General features: G+C 71.4%; 24 protein-coding genes. 18 read left to right on the plus strand and 6 right to left on the minus strand.

Annotation, left to right across the window (positions count from 1 at the left end; all coding sequences use genetic code 11):
- Positions 1–222: 222 nt before the first annotated feature.
- The 16 genes from ABZ135_RS23615 (at position 223) to ABZ135_RS23690 (ending at position 15,019) form a co-directional block, all read left to right on the plus strand.
- A complete protein-coding gene (locus ABZ135_RS23615) occupies positions 223–1,059 on the plus strand; it encodes a hypothetical protein (protein ID WP_356698219.1) in 837 nt (278 codons plus the stop codon).
- A 144-nt stretch (positions 1,060–1,203) separates the two neighbouring features.
- A complete protein-coding gene (locus tag ABZ135_RS23620) occupies positions 1,204–1,578 on the plus strand; it encodes a hypothetical protein (RefSeq protein WP_356698220.1) in 375 nt (124 codons plus the stop codon).
- A 78-nt stretch (positions 1,579–1,656) separates the two neighbouring features.
- A complete protein-coding gene (locus ABZ135_RS23625) occupies positions 1,657–1,836 on the plus strand; it encodes a hypothetical protein (RefSeq protein WP_356698221.1) in 180 nt (59 codons plus the stop codon).
- A gap of 163 nt (positions 1,837–1,999) precedes the next feature.
- Entirely contained in the window at positions 2,000–2,305 is a 306-nt protein-coding gene (locus tag ABZ135_RS23630) for a WhiB family transcriptional regulator (protein WP_356698222.1), read from the plus strand.
- A gap of 189 nt (positions 2,306–2,494) precedes the next feature.
- Positions 2,495–2,686 (plus strand): DUF5999 family protein, encoded by a 192-nt coding sequence (locus ABZ135_RS23635; RefSeq protein WP_356698245.1) that lies wholly within the window; start codon positions 2,495–2,497, stop codon positions 2,684–2,686.
- A 116-nt stretch (positions 2,687–2,802) separates the two neighbouring features.
- Positions 2,803–3,372: a hypothetical protein gene (locus tag ABZ135_RS23640; protein ID WP_356698223.1), complete on the plus strand. Its 570-nt coding sequence runs from the start codon at positions 2,803–2,805 to the stop codon at positions 3,370–3,372.
- Between the two features lie 148 nt (positions 3,373–3,520).
- Positions 3,521–6,091, plus strand: coding sequence for a hypothetical protein (locus ABZ135_RS23645; RefSeq protein WP_356698224.1), 2,571 nt, complete (start codon positions 3,521–3,523; stop codon positions 6,089–6,091).
- A gap of 270 nt (positions 6,092–6,361) precedes the next feature.
- The gene (locus ABZ135_RS23650; RefSeq protein WP_356698225.1) at positions 6,362–6,874 is read left to right on the plus strand and encodes a hypothetical protein; all 513 of its coding nucleotides are present in this window, start codon (positions 6,362–6,364) and stop codon (positions 6,872–6,874) included.
- 58 nt (positions 6,875–6,932) lie between these two features.
- Positions 6,933–7,508, plus strand: coding sequence for a hypothetical protein (locus ABZ135_RS23655; RefSeq protein ID WP_356698226.1), 576 nt, complete (start codon positions 6,933–6,935; stop codon positions 7,506–7,508).
- 220 nt (positions 7,509–7,728) lie between these two features.
- Positions 7,729–9,534, plus strand: a complete 1,806-nt coding sequence (locus ABZ135_RS23660; RefSeq protein WP_356698227.1) for a hypothetical protein — start codon at positions 7,729–7,731, stop codon at positions 9,532–9,534.
- Between the two features lie 21 nt (positions 9,535–9,555).
- The gene (locus ABZ135_RS23665) at positions 9,556–9,936 is read left to right on the plus strand and encodes a hypothetical protein (RefSeq protein ID WP_356698228.1); all 381 of its coding nucleotides are present in this window, start codon (positions 9,556–9,558) and stop codon (positions 9,934–9,936) included.
- 101 nt (positions 9,937–10,037) lie between these two features.
- Complete coding sequence (locus tag ABZ135_RS23670; RefSeq protein WP_356698229.1) at positions 10,038–12,362, plus strand: hypothetical protein; 2,325 nt, start codon at positions 10,038–10,040, stop codon at positions 12,360–12,362.
- Between the two features lie 353 nt (positions 12,363–12,715).
- On the plus strand, positions 12,716–13,246 hold the full coding sequence (locus ABZ135_RS23675) for a hypothetical protein (protein WP_356698230.1): 531 nt from the start codon (positions 12,716–12,718) through the stop codon (positions 13,244–13,246).
- An 80-nt stretch (positions 13,247–13,326) separates the two neighbouring features.
- Positions 13,327–13,965, plus strand: coding sequence for a hypothetical protein (locus ABZ135_RS23680; RefSeq protein ID WP_356698231.1), 639 nt, complete (start codon positions 13,327–13,329; stop codon positions 13,963–13,965).
- 108 nt (positions 13,966–14,073) lie between these two features.
- Positions 14,074–14,676 (plus strand): hypothetical protein, encoded by a 603-nt coding sequence (locus ABZ135_RS23685; RefSeq protein ID WP_356698232.1) that lies wholly within the window; start codon positions 14,074–14,076, stop codon positions 14,674–14,676.
- Positions 14,677–14,770: 94 nt separating this feature from the next.
- Positions 14,771–15,019, plus strand: a complete 249-nt coding sequence (locus ABZ135_RS23690; RefSeq protein WP_356698233.1) for a hypothetical protein — start codon at positions 14,771–14,773, stop codon at positions 15,017–15,019.
- On the opposite strand, the gene ABZ135_RS23695 is transcribed toward ABZ135_RS23690, so the two are convergent.
- The 6 genes from ABZ135_RS23695 to ABZ135_RS23720 all read right to left on the minus strand — a co-directional run bounded on the left by ABZ135_RS23695 (position 14,981) and on the right by ABZ135_RS23720 (position 22,289).
- Complete coding sequence (locus tag ABZ135_RS23695) at positions 14,981–15,886, minus strand: hypothetical protein (protein ID WP_355273817.1); 906 nt, start codon at positions 15,884–15,886, stop codon at positions 14,981–14,983. The genes ABZ135_RS23690 and ABZ135_RS23695 overlap by 39 nt on opposite strands.
- Positions 15,887–15,958: 72 nt before the next feature.
- A complete protein-coding gene (locus ABZ135_RS23700) occupies positions 15,959–16,432 on the minus strand; it encodes an ATP-binding protein (RefSeq protein WP_355273814.1) in 474 nt (157 codons plus the stop codon).
- A 94-nt stretch (positions 16,433–16,526) separates the two neighbouring features.
- A complete protein-coding gene (locus ABZ135_RS23705; RefSeq protein WP_355273811.1) occupies positions 16,527–16,973 on the minus strand; it encodes a hypothetical protein in 447 nt (148 codons plus the stop codon).
- Positions 16,970–19,087, minus strand: coding sequence for an integrase (locus ABZ135_RS23710; protein ID WP_355273808.1), 2,118 nt, complete (start codon positions 19,085–19,087; stop codon positions 16,970–16,972). Before ABZ135_RS23710 ends, ABZ135_RS23705 begins: the two co-directional genes overlap by 4 nt.
- The gene (locus ABZ135_RS23715; protein ID WP_355273805.1) at positions 19,084–20,823 is read right to left on the minus strand and encodes a hypothetical protein; all 1,740 of its coding nucleotides are present in this window, start codon (positions 20,821–20,823) and stop codon (positions 19,084–19,086) included. The genes ABZ135_RS23710 and ABZ135_RS23715 overlap by 4 nt, the downstream gene beginning before the upstream one ends.
- Positions 20,820–22,289, minus strand: a complete 1,470-nt coding sequence (locus ABZ135_RS23720; protein WP_355273802.1) for a site-specific integrase — start codon at positions 22,287–22,289, stop codon at positions 20,820–20,822. Before ABZ135_RS23720 ends, ABZ135_RS23715 begins: the two co-directional genes overlap by 4 nt.
- Between ABZ135_RS23720 and ABZ135_RS23725 the strand changes: the two genes are divergently transcribed.
- On the plus strand, positions 22,230–23,234 hold the full coding sequence (locus ABZ135_RS23725; RefSeq protein ID WP_356698234.1) for an ATP-binding protein: 1,005 nt from the start codon (positions 22,230–22,232) through the stop codon (positions 23,232–23,234). The two genes, ABZ135_RS23720 and ABZ135_RS23725, sit on opposite strands and share 60 nt — an antisense overlap.
- The gene (locus ABZ135_RS23730) at positions 23,231–23,440 is read left to right on the plus strand and encodes a hypothetical protein (RefSeq protein WP_356698235.1); all 210 of its coding nucleotides are present in this window, start codon (positions 23,231–23,233) and stop codon (positions 23,438–23,440) included. Before ABZ135_RS23725 ends, ABZ135_RS23730 begins: the two co-directional genes overlap by 4 nt.
- Positions 23,441–23,526 lie beyond the last annotated feature (86 nt).

Here is a 23,526-nt window from a genome sequence, read left to right on the forward strand (position 1 = left end):
CAGATCTGCAGCAGGAGTCCTTGCCCCGAGGAGGGGGAGGGCCGGGGTCGATAGTTCCACCAAATCCCCCGGATCGGTCACTGGACCGGGCACTCCCGTGTACGTCGCAGCGCAGATGAGCTGCCCGTCCTCCAGGACTACTGGCCCCTGGCCGTACGCCTGGCGGTCGGAGAGCGCACCCGCGACGCAGCCCCCTCTCCCCACTACAGGAGGAGTCTCCTCATGACGACCACGACGACCGTGGCGGCCAAGGCCCGCAAGCGCCGCCGGAAGACCCGCACGAAGAACGTCAACAGCCTCCCGCCGATCGTCGCGTCGGAACTCAAGGCCAACGAGATCGACCTGACTCCCGGCAAGGAGCACCTGGTCTGTCCCGACTGCTCGACCTGGGTCCCGATCACCGGCATGCTGGGCACGCCGAAGCTGGTGCCCCACCACACCGGCCGCGCCGGCGCCGCCGATCCGCAGCGCTGCACGGACGGAAGCAACCGCCGGGTCACCGTCGACGTTGAGGTCGACGTCTGGCGCGCGGAGTTGGCCGAGGCGGCGCCGAGCGTCGCGTCCCGGCGGGCGACGAAGGTGCTGCCCAAGCCCAAGACCGGCTCCGTGCCGGCTGCGACCCAGCTCAGGCCCGCCCCGCTCAGCGCGGAGTCGGTCCGCCTCGTGTTCGCCCGCCACCGGACGGCGTGCGCGGTCTGCGAGCAGGAGGTGACCGGCCGGGATCGGCAGCCGCGGCTCTGCCCCGACGGCGAGCGCCTGGTGGTGACGTACCTGCGTCTGCTCCGCCAGGAGCCCCGGCGCAAGGCGCAGCGGGACTTTTTCGCCCGGGAGCGTCGGCGCTTCGACCGCCAGTACGCCGATCCGGCCCAGCGCACCGCCCAGTGGGCTGCCGTACTGCCTGCGGTCCGGGAGGCGGATGGTCGCCGCGTGGAGGTTCCTGCCGGGCCCGCGTCGGCCGAGGCGCGCGATGTGCCGACGGCGCCGGAGAACTCGGAGGCGTTTGACGTGCGGCAGGCCGAGCTGGGGCGCAGGTCCGTGATGAGGGCGTCGAACCGCTGATCCGGACCAGCCACCACGGTCCTGGCCGCCCTCCCCTTGCGGGTGCGGGCGGGGCCGTGGCTGCTCGTCCGGCAGTCATCCGAAATACAGATCGGCCCCCGGGTGCATCCGGGGGCCGATCGCAGGACCTGTTAGGAGGCCCTCTTGAACCCCTCCAGCATCCCACACACCAGCCTGCGTCTCACCGGCAACTGCCCTCGCTGCACCGGCACGTTCGAGACCTGCCGCTGCGGTGACCGGCTTACGGCCGTGGTCGGCCCCGAGGCCCGGCTCCACGAACTCGTGAAGCACCTTGTGGCCGACGGCGACCGCCGCGCCCGGCAGGCTGACCGTCTGACCCGGCGCACCCTGGGCCAGATGGTGCCGGGCCACGAGCACCGCGAGCTGCTGTCGCTGGCTCAGCCGGTACGGGCCGCCGACGACGCCTGCCCCGTCTGCGCGTACTGGCGGTGCCGGTGCGGCGGCTCCCTCGCTCCCGCCCCGGCTCTGGCCGGGACCGGATCGGTCCGAGGGGAGTGAGCGTGGTCGACGAGCAGCAGCAGAAGCGCCTCAGCGAGGACGTCCGGCGGGTCAACCAACAGTCGAAGGACGACCGGCGTGCCCGCGGCTGACGACCTGCATCGCCGGTACATGGCCGCCAACACCGCGTACCGCCGGCACGCGGCCGCCTGTGCGGCCTGCACGACCACTGTTCCTAGCCAGGACTGTCGTGCCGGGAAGCGCTTGTACGAGGCGTTCTTCACTCTCCAGGAGGCGTACCTCAACCACCTGAAGTAGTGCCGTTTCCGGCATTGCCCATCGGTCCCGCGCCCTTTCGGCGGGGCCGGTGGAGAGCGCCGGGAGTTCACCCCTCGCTCCGGCCGTCTGGCCGTAGACATGCGAACAGCCCCAGGGATTGCGCCCCTGGGGCTGTTCCGTACGGACCTTCTGGGAGGCCCTGATGAACCGCTCCATCGTACGCACGACCTACGCGCCCTCCGCCGGCGTGCCGGTCAACACCGACTGGCGGGCCCGCTCGGTGTGCAAGGACGAAGACCCCGAGCTGTTCTTTCCGATCGGCACCACCGGGCCGGCGCTGCTGCAGATCGAGGAGGCGAAGGCCGTGTGCCGTCGCTGCCCGGTCATGGAGCGCTGCCTGCAGTGGGCGCTGGAGAGCGGCCAGGAGCACGGTGTGTGGGGCGGCACCGACGAGGAGGAGCGGCGCCGGATGAAGCGTCGCGCGGCCCGCAAGCGCGCCGCCGCCTGACCGCTGGACGGGGCGGGCGGGCAGGTTGTGGCCCGCCCCGCATTGCCATCGACCGCCCGCCCGCACGACGGGTGGCGGGCCTTTCGCACGTCTCCAGCCCGGGAAAGCCTCGGGATCCCTTCCTCTCCGGGAGAGCTCATGAACCGCACCACCCCGACCGTCACCGGCACCCGACGGCTGCCGGACTCGCTGTGCACGCACACCCCGAAGTGCCCGGCCGCCGACAGCCCGGACCGAGAGGCCGCGCACGTCGTGGCCGGCCACCCGGAACAGGGATGGAGCCTGCTGTGCAACGCCGTCCTGCTGTTCAAGGACGCAGGCGAGCTGCTTCCCGACGGCAAGGTCATCGCCCCGCACCGGCCCCTCGCGGCTGCGGCCTGACTGACGGCTGCCTGATCCGCCCGCGCCGACCGCCCACCACCGTGGCGGCCGGATCGGGCGGTGACGGGGAGCCGGACAGCCCGGACCCACTCACCGAACCCTGGAATGAGGCTCGCATGACCGAGACGACCACCACCCCCGCCTCCACTGCGGCGGTGTTCTCCGACGTGACGCTGAGCAAGGCGGCCGAACGCGCTGCCGAGTCCTACCAGCCGCTGTGGATCGGCCCGTCCGGCGAGGAGTCCTCCGGCGAGGCCGTGGCCCGCCACCTGGAGGCCACCATCGCCCTGCTGGCCAAGGACGGCTGGATCCGCGCCTACGACTACAGCAAGGACTGGTCGGCCGGCGCGGACCTCGCCGACGACGACTCCATGACGGTCAAGGCGATGCTCCGGGCGTTGATCCGCTTCGTCCGCGACGAGAGCGGCACCGACCCGCAGCGGACCCTGTTCACGGCGCTGCGTCACGTCGGTGAGGACGGCGCCCACGGGGACACGGACACCGCCTACGTGGCGGGCTTCGTCCTGGACCGGCTGGTCCAGGCCCACACCGGGTCCGACTCCGCCCGCGCCACGCCCTGGTCGGAGCGGCAGCACCGCACCCACACGGACATCACCGCCCTGCTGACCGCGGGCGCCCGCTTCGCCCGGACCTACGGGCCCAGCCAGGACGCGGCGGCTGCCTGATCCCCGGCGCTGACCGCACCACGACGACGGCCCTCCGAGTCCCCGGCATGAGAGCTGCCGGGGACTCGGAGGGCCTGGTCACGACCTTACCCACCGCCGCAGAACCACGGTGCCCCTTCTCGGAGGCGCCCGGAAGAGAGGACTTTCCGTGGCCACCAAGCCCGCTACCCGCCGCCGGCGCCCCGCGGCGAACCCGAAGCCCCGCAACGGGCGCGCCAAGGCACCGGCGACGCCGGCCTCCGTTCCCGCCCAGGCCGCCGCGCCCGAGGAGACGGTGTCGCTGGTCTTCCTGGAGGCCGACCCGGTCCTGGCCGACGCCGCCGACCGCGCCGCCGACCTTCGGGACCTGGCCGCCGACGACGTCGCGCGGATCCTCGCCGACGCGGAGCGCGCCCGCACCGAGCTGCTGGACGGCGCGTGCACCGAGGCGGCCTCGATCACCGAGGCCGCCACCGCGGAGCAGTCCCACCTCCTTGCCGTCGCCGCGACGGACGCCGACCGGGTCCGTAGGGAGGCCGCCACCACGGCGGCTGCCGACGCCGATGGCGTTCGTGCCGCCGCCGAAGCGATGGCGCAGCAGATGCTCGCCGATGCGCGTGCGGAGGCCGACACCATCACCGCGGCGGCGTCCGGCGCCGCCGAGAAGGTCCTCGCTGACGCCAACGCGGCTGCCGAGCAGATGCTCGCCGACGCGCGCCGCCAGGCGGACGAGGTCGCCACCACGGCGGCCGCGCAGGCGGCGCAGGTCCGCACCGAGGCCGCTCAGGCCGCTGCGAAGGCCCTCGCCGACGCGGAGATCGCGCGCACCGAGCTGCTCGCGGTGGCGGAGCGCACCGCGACGGAGACTCGCACCCGGGCCACCATCGACGCCGACGAGCTCCTTCAGCGGGCGCGCGGCGAGGCCGACCGGCTGCGCGAGAGCGCGGATGCCCAGGCCGCGCAGGTGCGCACCGAGGCGGAGAAGGCGGCCGCCGAGCTGCGTGAGGACGCTGCCCGCGAGCGGGAGGCGTCCCGCGCGGATGCGGCTCGTACCCGAGCGCTCGCCAAGGAGGACATCGGCCGGCTGCGGGCGACGGCGGCCGAGGACGCCGAGCGGCTGACCCGCACCGCCCGGGAGGAAGCCGACCGCATCCTGGCCGCGGCCCGCACCAAGCGGGACGCGGAGCTCAAGGAAGCCGAGCAGGCCCTGGCGCAGGCCCGGCTGCGGGAAGCGGACGCGGAGGTCACGCTGAAGGCCGCCGACGACATGGTGGCCGAAGCCGCCGCCCGGATGAAGCGCGCCACCGACCGCACCGAGCGGGCGCTGGAGCGCAAGCGCCTCAAGCTCCAGGCGAAAGGGGAGCGCAGGGACGCGAAGGAGGCCCGCCGGGCCAAGGCCCGGGAGCTGCGGGCCGCCGCTCGCAGCGGGAAGCCGTCCGTGACCGACCGCGTGAAGCAGTTCGTGAAGGTCAACGCGGAACGTCTGCTGGTGATCGGTCCGATCACCGCCCCGATGGCGGTGGCGTGGACGGGCCAGGCCGGGTTCGCCGAGGACATCCTCGGCTGGGTCGTCCCCTTCACGATCCTGTTCGCTGCCGCCTGGGAGCTGTCGACGGCGTTCGTGGGCTGGATGTACCACCAGGCCCGCCAGAGCGGTGACGCCGGAACCCTCTACCGCGTCAGCACATGGATCTTCGCCCTCGGGGCGGCGGTCATGAACTTCTGGCACGCCTCCGGGCAGCCGTCGGCTGGCAGCCGGGTCTGGGATGCGAAGAAGGAGATCTGGACGGAGCAGATCACCTACTGGCACTTCACCCCGAAGGCCGTGGCCTTCGCCGCCATGAGCATCGTGGGCATGGTGCTGTGGGAGCTGTACGCCTCGCTGATCCACCGCCGCAAGCTCCGTGAGGACGGCAAGGTCGCCAAGGCCCGCCCGTCCATCGGGGCGGTCCGCTGGTTCCGTTACCCGGTCCACTCCTTCACTGCCTGGTCGCTGGCGATCACGGACCCGCGGCTGACCACGCTGGACCGGGCCTGGACCGCAGCGGGCGCACAGCTCGCGGACCGCAAGGCGGTCCGGACCGGTCTGGCCCTGCACCGGGTCGTCGTCCCCCGCGTCGGGGCCGACGACCACGGACCGGCCGCCATCCCCACCGTGCTCACCCTGACCCGCACGGACCGGCCTGGACCGCTGGACAGCATGGTCCCGGTCCGCCCGGTCCAGCACGGCGGGTATCCGGTCCGGTCCGGTCCGGCCGACCGGAAAGCGGTCCACGGTCCGGTCCGGACCGCAGGACCCACGGACCGGACCGGCGGACCGGCGCTCGCCCTGGAAGCCGGTCCGGCCGGACCGCAGGGAGCTGACCTGCGGACCGGCCCCGGTCCGGACCGTGGGTCCCGGACCGTGCCCGCCGCTCAGAGCACGGCGGGCACGCGCAAGGTGACGGTCCGGACCGCCGACACCGTTCCCGGACCGCAGGAGCCGGACCGCACCGGACCGGCCGCCCAGGAAGCCCCGGACGGCACCTTGGGCCCGGACCGTGGCGAGGGCGGCGGTCCGGACCGCACGGTCATCACGCTCACGGACCTGGAGCGGACCGCGCTGGACCGGCTCCGGACCGAGGGTGAGCCGCTGAACCGGTCCAACATCGCCAAGGCGGTCCGGGCCGAGGGCGGCTCCATCGCCACGGACCGCGCCGGACAGATCGCCGTCGCCCTCAAGCAGCACACGGTCCGCTGACGGACCGGACCGGACCGCCCGCACAACCGTCCTGCCGCTCATAGTCGCCCCCCGGTCCGCGCACGCCACTGAGTGCGGACCGGGGGCGGCCACGGCCGGCAGGCCGCGAGCCCGCACCGCGCCCCGAGCGCGGACACAGCGGGCCAGGCACAACCGAGCACCACCCGCCCCGCGCCACCGCGACGCGGTTCAGGCGCACGAAGGCCCCTTGCTGAAGCGTGATCAGCGGAGGGCCTCGGCTCGTCTGCTCACGCAAGAAAGGAGCACAGCATGGCACCCACGACGACCGGGCCAGCCCCGAAGTCCGGGCGCACCCGTACGACGACCCCGCCGGCGCCCGCGCTGGCACCCCCCGCGGTGATCCCGCCGGCCCTGGAGATCTGGGCGCCCGACCCCCCGACCTGGGGCCAGCGACTGATCCCCAAGGGGGTCCGGTCCGCGATGGCTGACCTGGGGCTTTGGCAGGAGCCGCGCCCCTTGAAGCCCTCGTTCCACCTGGTTCAGGTAATCGAAGTCCTCACCCGCTACGGCTGGTGCCAGTCCTTCGACTTCTCCCCCACCGGACGTATGTGCATCAGGGGTGCCCAGACCTTTCTGGAATCCACCGGGCACGTCACCACGATCGACCGGGAAAAGGCCGTGAATTACCTCCAGTCCCAGCTCGCCCGGCAGGGCATTAACATGCGGTTCTGGGAATGGAATGACCTTTCCACCAACACCTTCCGAGGTGTGGAGGCCATGATCTCTGCAGCCTCTGACCTGGCGCGCAAGAACGGAGACTGAAATGACACCCGACGAAGAGAAGGTATTCGAAGGAATTCAGGCAGGAATGGCGGCCGGAATGACTTTCGGGAACAGCGCTCCGGACGCCTCCCCGTACGCCGATGAAGGGCCGTACGGAACCCCGGTCGTGCACAAGAAGGCCGGTCTCACCCGCCGGGGAAAGGTCGCGATCGCGGTGGCCGGGGTGGCGATCGCCGGTGGCGGAACCATCTGGTTCCAGGTCCATTCGGCGGCGGTCGCGAAGGACGAGAAGGAGGCCGCCGCCCTCCAGATCCAGATGAAGAAGCTGGAGCTGGAGGAAATGAGGCTCCGGAACGAGCAGGCGATCAGCGACAAGAGGGCCGCGGCCGCCTCCGCCGAGAAGATCCAGGCGGCCGTCGACAAGTGCGTGAAGGACTCCTCCGGCCTGATCGGTAAGGGGTACGGATCACCCTCCAGGAGCGACGTCGTCGCGGACTGTAAGCAGCAGTACGAGTCCCTCGATGGGTCCGGCATGCAGGCCGCCGGCAACGCCCAGAACGCCAGCAACGGCGGGGGCGGGGAGATCAGCTCCCCCGCCCTACTGGGTCTGGTCGCCGGTGGCGGCCTGGCCGTCGCGGTGTTCGCACGCAAGGGCAGGAAGGCCGACGCGTAGTCACGCACGGTAGCCGAGGTGGTTACTCCTTACCGACTCCCGATCGCCTGAACAGCGAAAAGGCGCCCCTGGGGGTGCGCTGGCGGCCTTCTGGCCCGAGAAGTAGGTAAGGAGTAACCACCCTGAGTCACGATCGAGGGAGCATATGAGGCACGACAGGACCGGTCGGCGCAACGCGCACGGCGTGGTCTACGTGATCGGAGAGGAAGGGGAGTAAGAGATGGCGACCGATACGGCGCCCCCGGTCCCCGCGGGCCCCCCCGATCCGCCTGCGCCGGCCGCCAGCACCGCGCCGGCGCCCGCCGCGGACACCGGCATCATGGCCGCCCTGATGGCCGCGGTGGAGCCCGCCCGACCGGTCACCGCGACCGGCGCCGGGGCCCGGCCGGACGGTGACGATCCGGCCGCGAAGGCGGACGCCGACGGAGTGGTGGACCGCTCCTCCCCGGGCGTCACCAGCGAGTCGTTCAAGGCCCCGGAGGACCTGACCGGGGCCGGATCCGACGCGGCCGGTGCCCGGCACAAGGAGGGCGTGTTCAAAACGCTGATCCGGGCGGGCGCGACCCGCTGGGCAAAGGGCGGCGGAACAGCGAACAAACGGCTGGACCTGGAAAAGGCCAAGGCCAGTGCGCACCAGGTGAAAGAGACCCGGACCACCACGGTCATGAAGTCGCCTGGACTTCCCACCCGAAACAGCTCCGGAGGGGCCGGTGGAGGGGGCCGCAATTCCGGCGGAAACAGCGGCCAGAATTCAGGCCGAATTTCCACCGGGAACGGCTCCACGGGCACCGGACGCGGCGGAAGCGGCGGCGCCACCGGAGGCGGCGGGCGCGGCTCGTCCGGCTCGAATGGGAGCGGCGGATCCGGCGGCGGGCGCGGCACTAGCACAAACGGTGGCGGAGGTTCGTCGCAGGACACCAGTCCCAAAAGTCCGAAGAACTCCGGGGGCAAAGAGAAGGGCGGCTCCTCGGGAAACGCGGGAGCTGGTGGAAAGGCTGGCAGGGACGGAAAGGCCGGTGCCTCCGGAAGCGGCGGCGGATCGACGTCGAGTGGCTCGTCCGGCGGTAGTTCCGGCAGCTCGAAGGACAAGGCCGACAAGGGCAAGGGCGAGAAGGTCGACCTGAAAAAGGGCGGCAGCCAGGGCCCGGGCGGCTCCTCCGGGACCAGCGGCGGATCCGGGAAGGGCGGCGGCTCCGGTTCGGCCGGCTCCTCCGGCAAGAACGGTGCGGCCGGCCACAGCTCGAACGGGACCGACGACCGGACCCCGCTGCAGCGTTCGCGGGAGACGGGGCACGGCGACGGCTCCGCGGTCCGGGACGTGGTCGACCACGTGAAGGCGTACGCGAAGGGCGCGAAGGACGGCTACCGGGACAAGAAGGAGGAGAACGGCAAGGAGCACGTGCGGCTGGACAAGGCGCACGCCGACCACAAGGCGAAGCAGCAGGACCCGAAGAAGGACAACCCGAAGGGGACGACGGTCACGGGGCCCAGCGGCCAGACGCTCGTCATCGCCCCGCCGGACGAAGGAGACGACGGAGTGAGCACGGACGTGAAGCGCCTCCTGGTCAAGGAGATCGACGCGAACACGCTGACCCTGGGCACGGAGGGCGCCCGTGGGTCGATCAGCCGCAAGGAGCTGCGCAACTTCAAGCAGTACGAACGCAAGCTGGAGGCCAAGGAGAACCACCTGATCAAGGTGGCCGAAGCGTGCAAGTCGCTCGAGGCCGCGGCGGAGGACGAGGCGAAGGACTGCCAGCAGCTCGCGGAGCAGGCGAAGGCCGTCGAAGGCGGGGAGAAGCTGGCCGCGAAGCTGACCAAGCTGGCCGACGCGACGAAGGCCCAGGCGGCGGAGGCCGCCGAACTCCACAAGCGCGCGAAGCGGGCGGCGGAGATGTGCAAGGTCGTCCTGACCAACATCGGGACCAGGTACGCGCCGCTGTACAAGGCCGTGGTGGACAGCGACGAGACGAAGCCGGCCGAGCTCCGCTTCTACAACGACAAGGGCTCCTACGCGCCCGCTGCGTAGCAGCAGGAGGGACAGAAGATCATGGCGGAGCTGACGTACAAGGCCCTCGTCCGAAAGACCGAAGCCAAGGAGAAGGCCCTGGCCCGCAACGCGGAGGGCGTCAAGAAGGCCGCGGAGAACATCAAGGAACTGGCCGACGACACCGCCTCCGACGCGGACGCGCTGGGCGCCAAGAGCGTGGACCGCGACTCCCTGGCGGAGTGCCAGGAGCTCGCGAAAATCATCCGCGGTGTGTCGGACGGCGCGATCACCTACGCGTCGAAGACGGCCGACACCGCGAAGGCCGCGAAGGCGGCAGGCGACCAGGCCCGCACCACCCACGCCGGGTTCCAGGAAGCCTTCGACCGCTCCAACGTCGACGGCCTGGAGAAGGTCTCGCGCGACTGGTTCGAGCAGGAATAGCCGCCACCCACCACCGGCGCGGCCGGCCCGGGGACCCCATCCCCGCGGGCCGGCCGCGCCCTTTGCGGATCACCCCGGATCCAGAGCAGGAGTAGCCCCCGATGTCCACCATCAAGACCGTGCCGAACGCGGAGCCGGCGGAGCGCGCCGCTGCGGCGCTCCAGGTCGTCCTCCCCGTCGGGGTGGGCATCCTGGCCCCCTACCTGGACCCGAACGCGGCGGCCTACGCCTGGGCCGGCTTCCTGGCCGGTGCGACGTTCGCCGGAGCCAACTACATGAACCGCCTGGGCCGCTGGGCGGACCAGCTCCCCGGGATCGACATCGCGCGGGCGCACCGCGACACCATGGGGATCTCCACGATCACCACCGGCATGGGCCTGGCCCTGGGCCAGATGGGCGGAGCCGAAGCGTCCGACGCGCTGATGGCCGGCGCCCTCGAGCCAACCACCATTCCCGGGATCCTGTCGCTGGGCTGGTGGGCCGCGATCGGCTTTACCGGCTGGCGCCTTCGCCGCGTCTTCGGCCGACACAAGATCGAGGTGGAGCAGGCGCTGACGCAGGCCGCGCCGGCGAACACCGGCACCCCGGGTCCGGTGTCCCTGGCCGACAAGATGATCGCGGCCTGGGGGCGCGTGATCAGCGACCCGAAGAACGGCCGGCACAAGAACCAGGTCCTGTCCGACGTCGTGATCTACGCCGACCGCTGGGAGGGCCGGATCACCGCAGCCCTCGGCGACTCCGTCAACGTGGCGAAGGAGACCGTCTCCAGCCTCTTCGGACGCCCCCCAGCGGACATCGACATGAGGGTGGGCACGCACTCCGGAGAGGTCTTCATCACCGTCTGGTACACCCAGCGCGCGGAGCTGGACCCCTCCACGCTCGAGGGCGCCTGGAAGCGAGTGAGGGAGCGGGTCCTGCCGAAGACACACCTGGAAGAGGTCGGCAAGGACGAGAACACCGGCGGCCAGGTGGCGCGCGTCGTCGCCGACGACGACCTGGACGCGCTCCCCCGCGTCGTCAACCTCGGCGAGCTGGCAGGAGCGCTCCGCCGCTCCATCGACCTCGTCTCCTACGAGCCGGGACGGCGCGACCCCAGGCGCGCGATCATCCGCGTCATGGACCACAACCCACTGGAGGCCGGCCACGACTTCCAGGGCCTGGACTCGCTGAAGGCCACCCCCGGTGGCTGGGTCAACATCGGGAAGATCGTCTCCGGATTCCCCGCGAGGATCCAACTGTTCGACCCGAAGCTGGGCGCCCTCCACGTCGTGATCGCCGGTACCACCGGCTCCGGCAAGGGCGGCACGGGCCAGATGATCAGCCTGGCGTACCACGCCAACCAGATGGCTCAGATCTACGGTGACCCCAAGGGCGCCAGCAACCCCGCGATCCCGAAGATGGCCGCCTACAGCGGCCTGACGCAGTACGGCGCCCTGGGCGCCATGCGGCTGTCCTGGTGGGTCCTCCAGCACCGGATCGAAGAGGCCGGCCGCCTGGAACTGAAGAACTTCGAGCCGTCCGCGATGCGGCCGTACTGCGCCACGATCCTGGACGAGGCCGCCCAGATGCTGGCCCCAGGCGCACCGAACCGCAAGGAAGCGGTGAAGATCGTCAAGGACGGCGCCTCCCTGACCCGCTCCATGGGCATGCCCTGGGTCCTGATCAACCAGACCGTGAACCTGGACCAGTTGGGCGGAGAGCAGGCGATCCGCGCCAACCTCCTGGCCGGCGGCACCTGGATCATCCTGCGTACCGACAGCGACCAGGTGAACCTGGGAGACCTTCCCCCCGGCTTCGAGGGGATCGACCCCTCCCTGATCCCGCCGGTGTGGGTGGAGGAGGACGACGCGCTGGTGTACGACCCGACCATGGAGGAGTCGGACCCGCGCCGCACCTTCGGCCTAGGCTACGTCGCAGCCCCGGGTGGGCGCGCAGGCATGATGCGGATCGACACCCTCGAGGACGCCACCCCCCACATCCGTCCGGAGAACATCATGGCCCCGGTCGACGTGCCCTGGTGGGGCGACCAGGCGCGCATGGAGGAGCTGGCCATGACTCCCATCCCCGGTTTCGAGGAGAAGGACGGCGAAGGCGGGACCGGCGAGGCCGGGATGTCGTTCGCCGGCGTCGACCTCCCGAAGGCCAAGGAGCTGACGTCGGAGGAGAAGGTCCTGGCCGCCCTCCGTGACGAGTCCGACCCCATGTACGTGGACATGCTCGACGAGGGCGACGACATCGACCCCGAGGACATCGACTACGTGGAGCGGGGCCAGCTACAGGCCGCCTGCGGGGTTGCGGAGTCGACCTTCGCGAACGTGCTGAACAAGCTGGAAAAGGCAGGAAAGATCCACCGGATCAAGGAAGGAAAGACCTCGAAGGTGGCCCTGGGCCCCCGGCCGGAGGTAACCGGCGAAGAGGCCGCCTGACCGCTGTCACACAACGGCGCACTTCCCACCCGGGAGGCGCGCCGTTCCAGTCCGCACATTCCGCTGACCTGACGCTCTGCCTGGCCCTCGCCCACCCCGCCTTCGGGGCCGACGAGGACCGGACAGGCCGCCCGGCCAGACGCCTCGCCCCTTCCGCCCCGTCGACGGCCTTTCTGTCGGCGGGGCGCAGCACTGCCCGCCATCAACCCTGTTGGAGGACACCCGTGCTTGTCGCCCGCCCGCACCGCCGCACCGGCTGCCCCCGCTCGCAGCGCCCCGCCCGGCTCCCCAGCATCTGGAGCCGGTGATGCCCCGGCCCCGCCGAAAGCGCCGGCGCCGCGAGGTGACCCCGGGTGCCGCGCAGCAGCGCTCCCCTCGAGGAGTACGACCGCGGTGCAGTCCCCGAAGGCATGGCCACCCGCCGTCAACTGCGGGACATGGGCCCGAGCCCCGGCGCCAACGAAGGCCCCGTGGCGATTCTGCGGTGCAGGCTGTGCGCGACCCGGCCGCAGTGGTCGTGCACCCACCCCACCCGCGGCTTCCTCCGAGAAGTGCCGCGCCATGCCGGGGCAGTGACCACCGTGACTCCGCGCACCGCGCTTCTGCTCGCCGCCGTCCCCGTCACAGCAGCAGTGACGGCGGCAGCCGCGCTCGCCCTCAAGGCCAGCGCCTGGCAACTGGACGTCTCCCGCCACGAGATTCGCCTCACCCCGCGCCCCCGCCCCGGCTCCCCCGACTGCCGGGGCGCCGGCGGCTGGTGGTCCGACGGCATCTACCCCGGCGGAGAACTCTGCTGGCGCTGGGACCGTCCCACCCACACCCTCCACCTCCTCCCCCGCCCCGACTGGGACGACGAACCCCCGTTCTGCCGGCTCCCCTTCTGACCCGCCCCTCTGCTCGTCCCGCACCGCCCCGGGTGGCCCGCAGCTTCGCGGCCGCCCTTCCGTATCCCGAAGGAGATCCCGTGAACACGTTCGTACGCCGTACCACCGCCGCTCTGACCGAGGCCGCCGACACGGTCACCATGCTGATCGGCGCCGCCACCGGCGCCTGGACCGGCTACACCTACTCCCCCGCCGGCCTCGACGCCGCCCTGCACCTGCCCTACACCGGCGCCGCCGCCCTGGCTGGCGCCCTCGTTTTCAGCGCTGCCGCCGACCTGGTCCTCATCCCGGTCCGCCGCCGCCTCGCCCTGAGCGCTCCGCTCTACACGCCTGCCGCCGGAGGCCGTGGAGTGCGCGTGCCGGCCGACCTGGACGAGGCGCTCGGCCAGATCGGCGCTGCCACCGAGACCGACGCCGCCCACCGCGCCGCCCAGGCCGCCTACCGCATCGACCTCAGCAAGAGCCTGCTCAGCAGCGCCGACCGGTGGCGCGGCTACACCACCGGCGACGCCACCTTCTACCTCGCCCCCGGCGCGGTCCTGCACCACAGCCGCGAGGAGGACGAGTACGGCGTCCCTCAGCACCGCTACACCCTGCTGACCGCCGAAGACCCGACCTCCGTCCCCATCACCAACATCGGCCAGATCCACCAGGACCTCGCCCCGCGCGCCCGCAAGACGACCGAGGCCGCCAACGAGACGGCGCCCAGCACGGTCTGACGGCTCCCTGTGCCGTCCCCTGGCCCGCGCCCCGCGCGGAGTCCGGGGACGGTGCGGAGGACCGGACAGCCCGGTCCTGCCCTCATCCGCCTCACGAAGGAGACTCCCGTGACCGCCTTACCGCCCCGCACCGCCGAGCGCCTGGCCCTCTTCGGCACCCTCCTCAGCGTCTTCGACGCCGTCCACCCGCTGTGCGACCACTGGGTCCAGTCCAGTGAGGACGCCCGCCTCAAGGGCCTGCACGGCGACCACTACGTCTACGCCGACGGCAGCCCGCTCCCCGACGGTGCCGACCCGGCCGACTCCGACGTCCCCGTCTTCAAGGCGAGTGTCCTGGGCCGGGCTGCCGCCTGCCGGCACGTCCGCTCATACACCGCCGTCCAGGTCGCCACCACCCTCACCGTCACCCGCGCCCTCGGGCACCGCGTCCCGCTCGGGGCGCTCCTCGCCGGCGCCGCCGTCAACGCAGCCACGCACCTGGTGATCGACCGACGCGAGCCGCTGCTGAAGCTCGCCGACACCTTCGGCAAGCGCGGCTACGTCGACCACTGCACCGCCGCCCGCGTCAACGACAAGGGCGAGGTCACCGCCGAACTCTCCGGGCCCGGATCCGCGCTGATGGAACTGGACCAGGCCCTCCACCGGGCCATCGGCATCGGCGCCGCCGCGCTGACCACCTGGCTTGCCACCCGCCCCCGCGCACGCCGGTGACCGCCGCCCGCAACCGCCTGGAGCGCGTCCGTGCCCCCGCCGGAATGCGCCTGCACCAGGCCACCTCCACCCTCCAGCCCCAAGGAGTCCGCCCGTGACCCGCACCTTCAACGCCACGCTCCAGCCGCTCGACACCACCATCCCCGACCCCGCGCTCATCGTCCTGATCGGCGCGGCCGGCTCCGGCAAGTCGACCTTCGCCTCCACCTGGAACCCCTCCCAGGTGCTGGAGCTCGACCGCTTCCGGGCGATGGTCTCCGACAACTTCTCTGTCAAGTCGAGCGTGTTGAGCAGTCTGACCGACTTAGTTGCCGTAGGCGGGCAGCCCGATGACCTCGCCTAGGCCAAGGAAGAAGAGCTCTTCGGCGTTCAGATATAGACCGCAGCGGAAGCACAGTGCGCTGTGCCGGGCCGCTGCCTCGTCGTCTTCGGGCTGCTTGTGGATCATCGGAACGAGCGAGCGCTGCTGGCAGGCAATGCAGACGACGGCTTTCATTCCCTCGAGGACGCTTTGGTCAGTGGCGCGCAACGACAGCAGCACGGCGGATGGCGATCCCAGGCGAAACCCTCCAAGGTCCCTGTCCCAGTCCGGCGCGAGCGTCGGCGGCCACGTCTCCCTCGCCCAGTCATCGGGCAACTTTGCGTTCTTGTAGGCCTCGCGGAACCTGTTGATTCGCTTCTCGATCTTGTCGCGGAGCTTGCTCGTGTGCGCGGCAATGAGCCGATTCCGCACACCCTTCGTTTCGCCCCAGTATTCGTCCGGGCTGGCTGCTGGCACGTGCGGCAGGACGGCGTCGGCCAGACGGATGCAGACGGTGATGAGTTCCCTGGTGCAGGTGTCATCGTGGACGCCTGAATGTGCCACGCCGTTGCGTGCGTTCGCGACTGCCTTCACCTCGGTGGCATCGACCGGCAGAGCGGGGAGCAAGATCGCGACGCGGCCATAGGCGTCAGGCAGGCCGATGCTGCGGAAGGCGGTGATGGGCGCGGGGGCTTGACTGCCCCGACCGACAGCGTGAAGGAGAGAGGTGAAGTCCTTGCCCTCCGTGATGAGGACGGGGTGGATGCTGGCAAGGTATGCCTTGAGAAGGTGCTCGCTTGCTACCGCGGCGTGATGCACCGCGATGTCCCCGTTCTCGCCTCGGCCCAGCGTCGTGAGCGCCAACTGCATCCATCGGCTCGACGAGCGTGCGAGCTTGGCTGTGTTCATGGCGGGTGACCTTAGCCAGCACGGCTTGGGTGCCCAACTGGTTTGCTCCCTGCGCGGCCGGTTGACGGCCGGTCACGGCTGGCGACCGGCCGCGTCACCACCCGGATCATCCGCCAGCACCACGCTCGCTGTAATGCGCTTGCCCACCGGTTCACGGTGGACAGCGAAGCTCTGGGACACGGCCATCACGATTTCCAGACCGTGCTGACCTATCCGGTCCGGGTCAGAGCTCAGTACCGCCGGCAGCGTGGTGCTGCTGTCCCAGACGCTCACCTGGACAGCTCCCCCCTCGACCTGAAGCGTCAGCAGGCAAGGGCCAGGAGCGTACTTGCGGGCATTGGTCACGAGCTCGCTGACCACGAGTTGAACCATGCCCATCACACGGCTTGACACGGGAAGGCCATGAACGGCCTGGACCTCAGCCAGGAAGGAACGCGCCATGTCGCGGGCATCGGCAATTTCCTCGCTGCCCTCGTACGCCGCTGACACTGACAGCGTTCCGCCGACCAGCGATTGCAGGTCGTCGTCCCCCGCTCCGTGATCCATCTGTATCCGCCTCGCGTGTTGAGCAGGCCCCCGTGCGAACGCGTTTACCCCCGAAATGCCAGGGAACGCAGGTGCCGACGGTCAGGCTGGACGATCACGTGAGGCCGGGGGAAACCGGGGGCTCGGTTTCGTTGATGCGGGGCTGTGTGGGCAGCATCCGTACTACGCCAGCTCCACCGGCCAGCTGCTGCCGCAGCAGCCGGGTCTCGACGGTGGACTGGTGCAGAGCACCGACCAGCGCCTCGACGTCGGCCTTGAGCCGGGCGATCTCTTCGGCGTCTGCGGCCCGCAGTTCTTTCAGCCGCCGGACCTGCTGGCGCAGCCGCTTCTCACTGTCGGGAGTCTGTCCGCGGGCGCGGACCTGGTCGTAGAACTCGTTCTTCAGGTCGGTGTGGCGCTGGGTGAGAGCGTTGCGGGGAACTCCGGCCTCAAGTGCGAGGGCGACGATGGTCAGCGCGCCGTTGGAGTGCTCGGGGTGCCCGGCCAGGATGCGGTCCATCGCCGCACGGATGCGATCGCGTTCGTCGGGGGCTGGGCTCATGAGGTCGGCTCCTGCGGGTGGATGCGGTCATGCTCGTGGCGATCGGCCAGCGCTCGCAGCTGCGCGGCGCGGCGGGCGAGGCGGTCGGCGAGGGGGCCGGGAATCGCCTCGGAGGCGGCCTGCTTCTCCAGGGCCTGGGCGTGCTGAACGAGCTGGGCGGCATGGTGGTCGGTGCGCGCGATGTTCGCGCACGACGGCCGGCAGCGGTCCAGGCGCGGGGCGTCGTCGACGTCCAGGCGGTGACACAAGGCCCGCTCCCGGTTGTAGACGCACATCAGGAAGGAGCGCTCGTTGTCGTAGACGTTCAGCGCTGGGTTGCCGAGGATGTCGCGGGCCTGTTGGTGGGTGCGGATCGACCCGGCGAAGGCCGGCGCCTGCGCCGCCGCGTGGATCGCGCGGCGCGCGGCCGGACCGGAGATGCCCACCCCGCGCGCGAGGTCGTCGTGGAGAGTGGTGAGGGTGTCGGCGGTGGCCCGGGCGGTTTCGAGGTCCAGCAGTTGGTGGATGCCGTCGCGGCCGCGGGCGGCGTACCCGCCGCTGACCGCGGTGCGCATGTGCCCGTACTGGATGGCCAGTGCCACCAGGCCGCCCGGGCGGCGCGCGATGTGCCAGGCCAGGGTGCGGCGGAATCGGGCCAGACCGATCGAGCCATGCGGATCGTCGGGGATGACCTCGCCCTCCCGTCCCAGGCGCCGGGCCAGGCTGGAGGCCCACGCGACGAAGGCCTCGATGCGCGAGCGCAGCCCCGAATACCGCAAGGAGGCCGTGCTGGGAGTGGGGGTGTTCACGAAGGTGTGCGTGGCTGCGTCGAACAGCAGCCCTTCGGTCGGGGCGATCTTCTCCAGCACGCGGATCGCCCTCACCACCGGTGGGATCGCCACCCAGGGCACCTCGCGCAGGCGGCCGGCGGAATGGTGGTTGCCGTCCTCGTCGAAGGCGTTCTTGAACTCGCGCCCGTAGATGAGGTGCCGGCCGGTGGCGACCTCCGGGCAGCACCCAGCCTCCAGACCCAGCACCTCGGCCGGGCGCATCCCGGTCAGGTAGGCCAGGACGATGAAGCACGCCGTGCCCAGATGCCGCATGAGCTCACGGGTCTCGGTGAAGTCGATAAACGCCGTCCACGGCTCGCCGTCGACGCGGCCGGTGATGGGTGTGGCCAGCGGGCACGGACCGGGGTTGGCGTCGACGTAGGCGAGCAGGTGCTGCCATGGCTCAGTCATCAGCAGGGCGTTGATCTGCGACGACGGGCAGCCGACGTGGGCGGCGATGTAGGTGTTGGCCAGGGCGTGGCGGTAGCCGGCGTTGGGCCGGGAGGGCACCGGCTGGCCGCGGTCGATGAGGTCCTGCAGGTAGCGCTTCAGGCGCGCCTTGGACTCCGGCGTGCCTGGCGTGCGCACGGCGGCGTCGGCCAGGTGTCGGCTTTCTGCCCAGGCGGCGAGGATGTCGTCGGCGAAGTCGTCGACCACGCGCAGCGCCCAGATCAGCAGCGGCCCCATGGTGGCCGGGGAGATCACCTCGGTGGCGTTCTCGCCCCGCCCGGCGGCGGCCGCCCGGGGCAGGAAGTCGTCGACGCCGAGACGGTGCCAGGGCGGCATCGCCATCCCGTTCGGAGCAGGACCGGCCGCGTCGAACGCCCACAACCGGGTCAGGGCCACCAGATCCTTGGTGACGTTGCCGCGGCTGGCACCTGGCTGCCGGGCCAGATGGCCGGCCCACGAAACCAGAACGTCCTCTGTGACCGCGTGCAGAGCGTCCAGACCCTTCTCGTGCAGCCAGAGCGTGAAGCGCTGCCAGCGCAGCACGGTGTGGTAGATCCCGATCGGGCCCAGGCGGGAGTGCCAGCTCGGATGCCCGACCAGCACGCTCGCCGGCAACGGGGTGTTGATCATCATCCAGGCGGCCAGTTGCACCTGGGACCGCACCGCGTCCGGGAACCGCGCCCAGTCCAGCCCGGGCCGGGCGGCGCTGGGGTTGGCGACCAGCGGGGCCAACGACCACACCTCGTCGGCGTAGATCGACACCGGCACGGGGCCGGGAGCCAGGACCAGCGACGGCGCGACGACCGGGGTATCCCAGGAAGGAAGGACAGGGAGTTCGGCAGGCAGAGCGGTCACAGGTCGAAGTCCCCTTGCAGAAGCTGGTCGATGACCATGCGGTCGGTGTCGGTGACGGCCTCCAGCGCCGCCTGCCAGACCGGCTCGCCGAGCCGGCCGCGCAGGTCGGTCAGCCGGGCATGGGCATCCGCCCAGTCCGCCTCCCAGATGCCCGGCTCCACCACGCCGCGCAAGTGATCCAGGGCGTTGAGCAGGTGAGCCAGGCGCGGGTGATGAGCCGGCGTGACCCGGGCGTTCGGGCAGGCCGTGCACAGCAGGAACGAGGCAGCGCAGCCCTGCCCGGCCGGGCTGAACGGACTGTGCTCCCAGCCCGCGCAGGCCGCGGTCACCGTCTGCCGGTCCCCCGCCTCCGCGGCCGAGGTGAGGCGGGCGGTGAAGACGGTGCGGCTGGCGGCATCCACCGCCTCCAGCGCACCGTCGGCGATGACCGGAACCGCCGCCTGCTGGGCCTGCGGCTCGCCCACCACGTAGATGCTGTCGTGAGTCTCCTGGGTGTTCTGCCCGGGCTCGCGCCGGTGCAGCACGTTCACCGTCTTGCGCATGCGCCGCAGCGGGGACCCCGTCAAGCCGACCGAGCGAGCCCATGCGCCGCCGGCCATCTCGTCCACGCCGAACCCGAACGGGCCGATCCGCACCGCGTTCGGATACGCCTGTGCGTCGTGCGGAGTGGTCTGGCGCCAGATGAGCAGCCGGTCGACGTCGGCGTCCAGCTGCTTCAGCAGGGCCCGGGCGTGCGCGGTCGCCTCCAGGGCCTCGGTGATGATGCGCCCGGAGGAGTCGGCGCCGGAGTCGGTCACATTGCGGCTCTCGAACCGGCCGCGGTGCCCCGCGCGGCGCCGTTTCTCCAGATGCAGCCGGTAGACCGGCATGCCCGCCTCCGCTGTGCCCGGCAGTGTCTCGGGCACGGGCATCTCGGAGAGCGTCGTGACGTTCAGGCCGAGCTCCGCGACGATCAGCACGGCCAGCGCGGCCGTCTCCTTGCGGCCGAGGTAGAGCCGTCCCCAGGTGCACCGCGCCGAGCCGCCGACCAGCGCGGCCCGGTAGGGCCTGCGGACCGTACGCGGCTTTTCGTAGACGGGCACGTCACCGGTGCGGGACAGGACGTCCAGCGCCTCGCCCAGCAGCCATGCGGTGCCGCCCGCCTCGATCCGGCCCGCCCGCCAGGCCGCCAGGTGCTCGGTGTTCTCCCGGATCCGCAGCAGCGCCGTACGAAACGTTCGCCGCGCTGCCACACGGATGGCTGTGAACTCCTCGTGTGTGTAGGCCAGTTCGCGGCCCGGTGTCCACGCGAACCGCTGGGCCATCGCCTCCCGTACCGGCCGCGCCAGCCGCCTATCCAGCTGCAGCAGGCCGGCCACGATGGAGTATTTGGTGTACCCGTTCGTGGTCGGCGGCAGGCTCAGCCGCCACGCATTCCAGTGCGCCGTCGTCAGCCGGTCCACGTCCTGCGGCACTTGGTCCAGCTCGCTGAGGAACTCCGCGAAGGGACGAACCACGTACCAGCTGGCTTCGCTGGTCTCCACGCTGTCCCAGCCCCCGCCAGGGGTGCACTTGGCGGCGAACAGCACGGCCAACGACCGCTGCAACGGCCCGGGGACAGGGAACGCGCCGAAGTCGTAGCGGCGCACCCGGCCCTGCTGATCCCGATGGGTCACCACCAGGCCGTCGTGTTCCAGGGCCGTCGGCCGCTGGTGCGGGGTATCGGGCAGGGCGGCCGCGCGGCCGCGGCGGCTCACCGGGCCACCAGCGTGTCGCTCAGGTCCTGAATGCCCTCGCTCTCCCTCGCCAGCCGCGCGAACACCGAGGTCAGCTCCCCTTCGGAGATCGGGCCGTCGGACGGCTGGAAGTCGGCCAGCAGCGACCGTAGCTGCAGGTCCGCGACTGGAGCGAGGTAGATGTGCTTTGTGGTCTCCAGCTGGGCGTGGCCGAGCAGGTCCTGCACCATCCGCCACGGATCGCCGTACAGCAGCCGGAAGTCCCGCCGCTCCTCCGGCGTCAGGCCCATGCGCCGGTCCATGACGTGGTTGAGTACCACGAGCATGACCAGCGCGAAGCTGTGCCGGGCCATGTGCGGGGTGCAAAACGGAGGCTCGCTCATCACCGGCGCCAGCACGTTCTCGCACCGCTCGTTCGCCATGCGGAACACGCCTTCCCAGGAAGCCGGGTGGAACGGCAGCCCGGACTCGTTCAGCCACAGCCACAACGGCTCCGGACCGGCGGGGCCTTCGACGAACAAGCTCATCCGCTCATCCACCGTCGCCTCCGTCAGGGGCGTCTGACCCACCACGCCGTTCCGGTCCCGCCACTGCAGCATCCGGCGGTGCCGGCCCGTCTCGTGCGTGACCAGCCGCATCGGCAGCCCGTCGTACCGGCCCACCGCCTGCGCGCGCCGTACCACCCGGGCGCGCGACGACTCCACGTACCCCTCGACCTCTCCCACCACGACAGAGGAGGCATAGAACGTGCGCGCCCGCTTCGACTTGGTCACTACCCGCGCCAGACGCCCCGCGTAGTAGCGGCCGCCTTCCAGCTGAAGACGTGGAACCTCCACCGTCAGCAGCGAGGCCCCCTCCGTCAGACGCACCCCGGAGGAGAACAGCAGATTAGCGAAGGCCGCGTTGCGGTCGGCCAGCCGTCCCGCCCACCCGGCGTCCGGTAGCCCGTCCGCGCTGTGGCCGCGCAGGCCCACATCCACCCAGCGGCGGAAGGCGCGTGGCGTCAGCCAGCGCACCTCGCTCGTGCGCGCGTTCTTCGCCCGCGCCGTCGGCACCAGCACTGCCTCGCCGGTCCGGCCGGTGACCGTACGCATCAGCACCGGGTTCGCCAGCACGTACTCGCGCTGCACCGCCCACTCATACAGCCGCGCGAGCGCGGCCAGTCCCCGGTTCCACCGCGCCCCGCCGACCCGGCGCGGGTTCCGCGGCGAGCGGGTCCGCCAGTCCTCGAAGTCCCACAGGTCGTCCGCCGACGCCTCGCTCCACCACTTCCCCCGACCCCACAGGAAATCGAAGAACAGGCAGTAGTCGTCCGTGTAGTTCCGCTTCGTCTCCTGCGCGAGACGGGCGAACGACGACTGGCACAGGTACCGGCTCAGCACCTCGTCGATCCGGTAGTCCGGAGAAAGAAGAATCGGATCCCCAGGATGAATCCCGACGCGATCCTCACGTACAGCCAGGTCCTCCCACCCGGCCAGAACAGCCACCCGTTCCCCCGCGCCCCGGCGATCTACCGGTACCCAGAACGTACGCCAACCCGGCACTCATCCACCCCTGCTCGATCCGCTTCAACACGCCGATCCAACAGGGAAGACAACGCCGGCGACCAGCAGGCCACCGCCGACGCGGTCGCCGCCCTGCGGACCGTCCTGGAAGCCCGCCTGGCCCGCAAGAAGACGACCGTCGTCGACGCCACGAATTGCGAGCGCGCCGTGAGGGCGGAGCTGGTGCAGGCCGCCCGCCGCCACGCCATCCCCACGGTCGCGGTCCTCATGGGCACCCCGGTCTCCCTCTGCGTCATCCGGCAGACCGCCCGCACCCCCGACCGCGCCGTGCCCGCCGACACCGTCCGCGCCCAGCACACCGCCGCCGTCACCGCCTTCCCCGGCCTGCGCGGCGAGGGCTTCGACCACGTCGTCTTCGTCGACCAGCTCCACCGCCTGGAGCCGCTCCTGCAGCGGGCGAGCAACCGGCGCCGCGCCGACCTCGGCTGGGACGGCCACCCCGGCCTCGGCTCCCTCCTCCTCGTCCGCCGCGTCTTCGGCGACGAGATCCTCCCGCTGTGGCGGTGGGTGGACGGCTCCACGCTCGCCGACGGCGACCGCGTTGCCGAGATCACCCTCGGCGCCGACCGCCTCATCCTCGCCCTGCGCACGGACGTCGACGAAGAGGGCGACTACGCCTTCGACCTGCTCACCAACTGCCCTATCGACCACGAGTGCACCGCCCCGGCCTGGACCCCCGCCCACTCCGTCACCACGCTCCTCGACGCGATCACCGGCGCCCTCGACGACCCGGACACCATCTGCACCGTCCACGGCGGCTACGACGACCTCGACCAGGAGGCCGACGACCACGCGGCCGGCATGGACGACGACCCTTACGGCCGCGCCGACCTGGAAGAGCAGTACGCCGCGGCGGTCCGGGAATGAGCCGCGCCGCCGACGGCCCGCACCCGCACCCGCTCACCCCGACCGAACTCCCGGCCGGGGACGAGTGGTGGCGCGGCTGCGGCGAGTGCCGCATCCCGGTCCAGGGCGGTGCAGCGGGCCTTGCCGCACACCACCGCACCGTCCACGACCCCCATCGCGACTACGGCGACCACCGCAGAGCCATCACGATCCGGCTCGACTTCTGACGACCGGCCCGGCCACGCCGGCCGAGCGTCCCGCCTCTTGCATCCTCCCGTTTCCTGCCGGGCGGGGCCCACCACAGACCCCGGCC

The sequence above is a fragment of the Streptomyces sp. NPDC006339 genome (assembly GCF_040612775.1).
Taxonomy (GTDB): domain Bacteria; phylum Actinomycetota; class Actinomycetes; order Streptomycetales; family Streptomycetaceae; genus Streptomyces.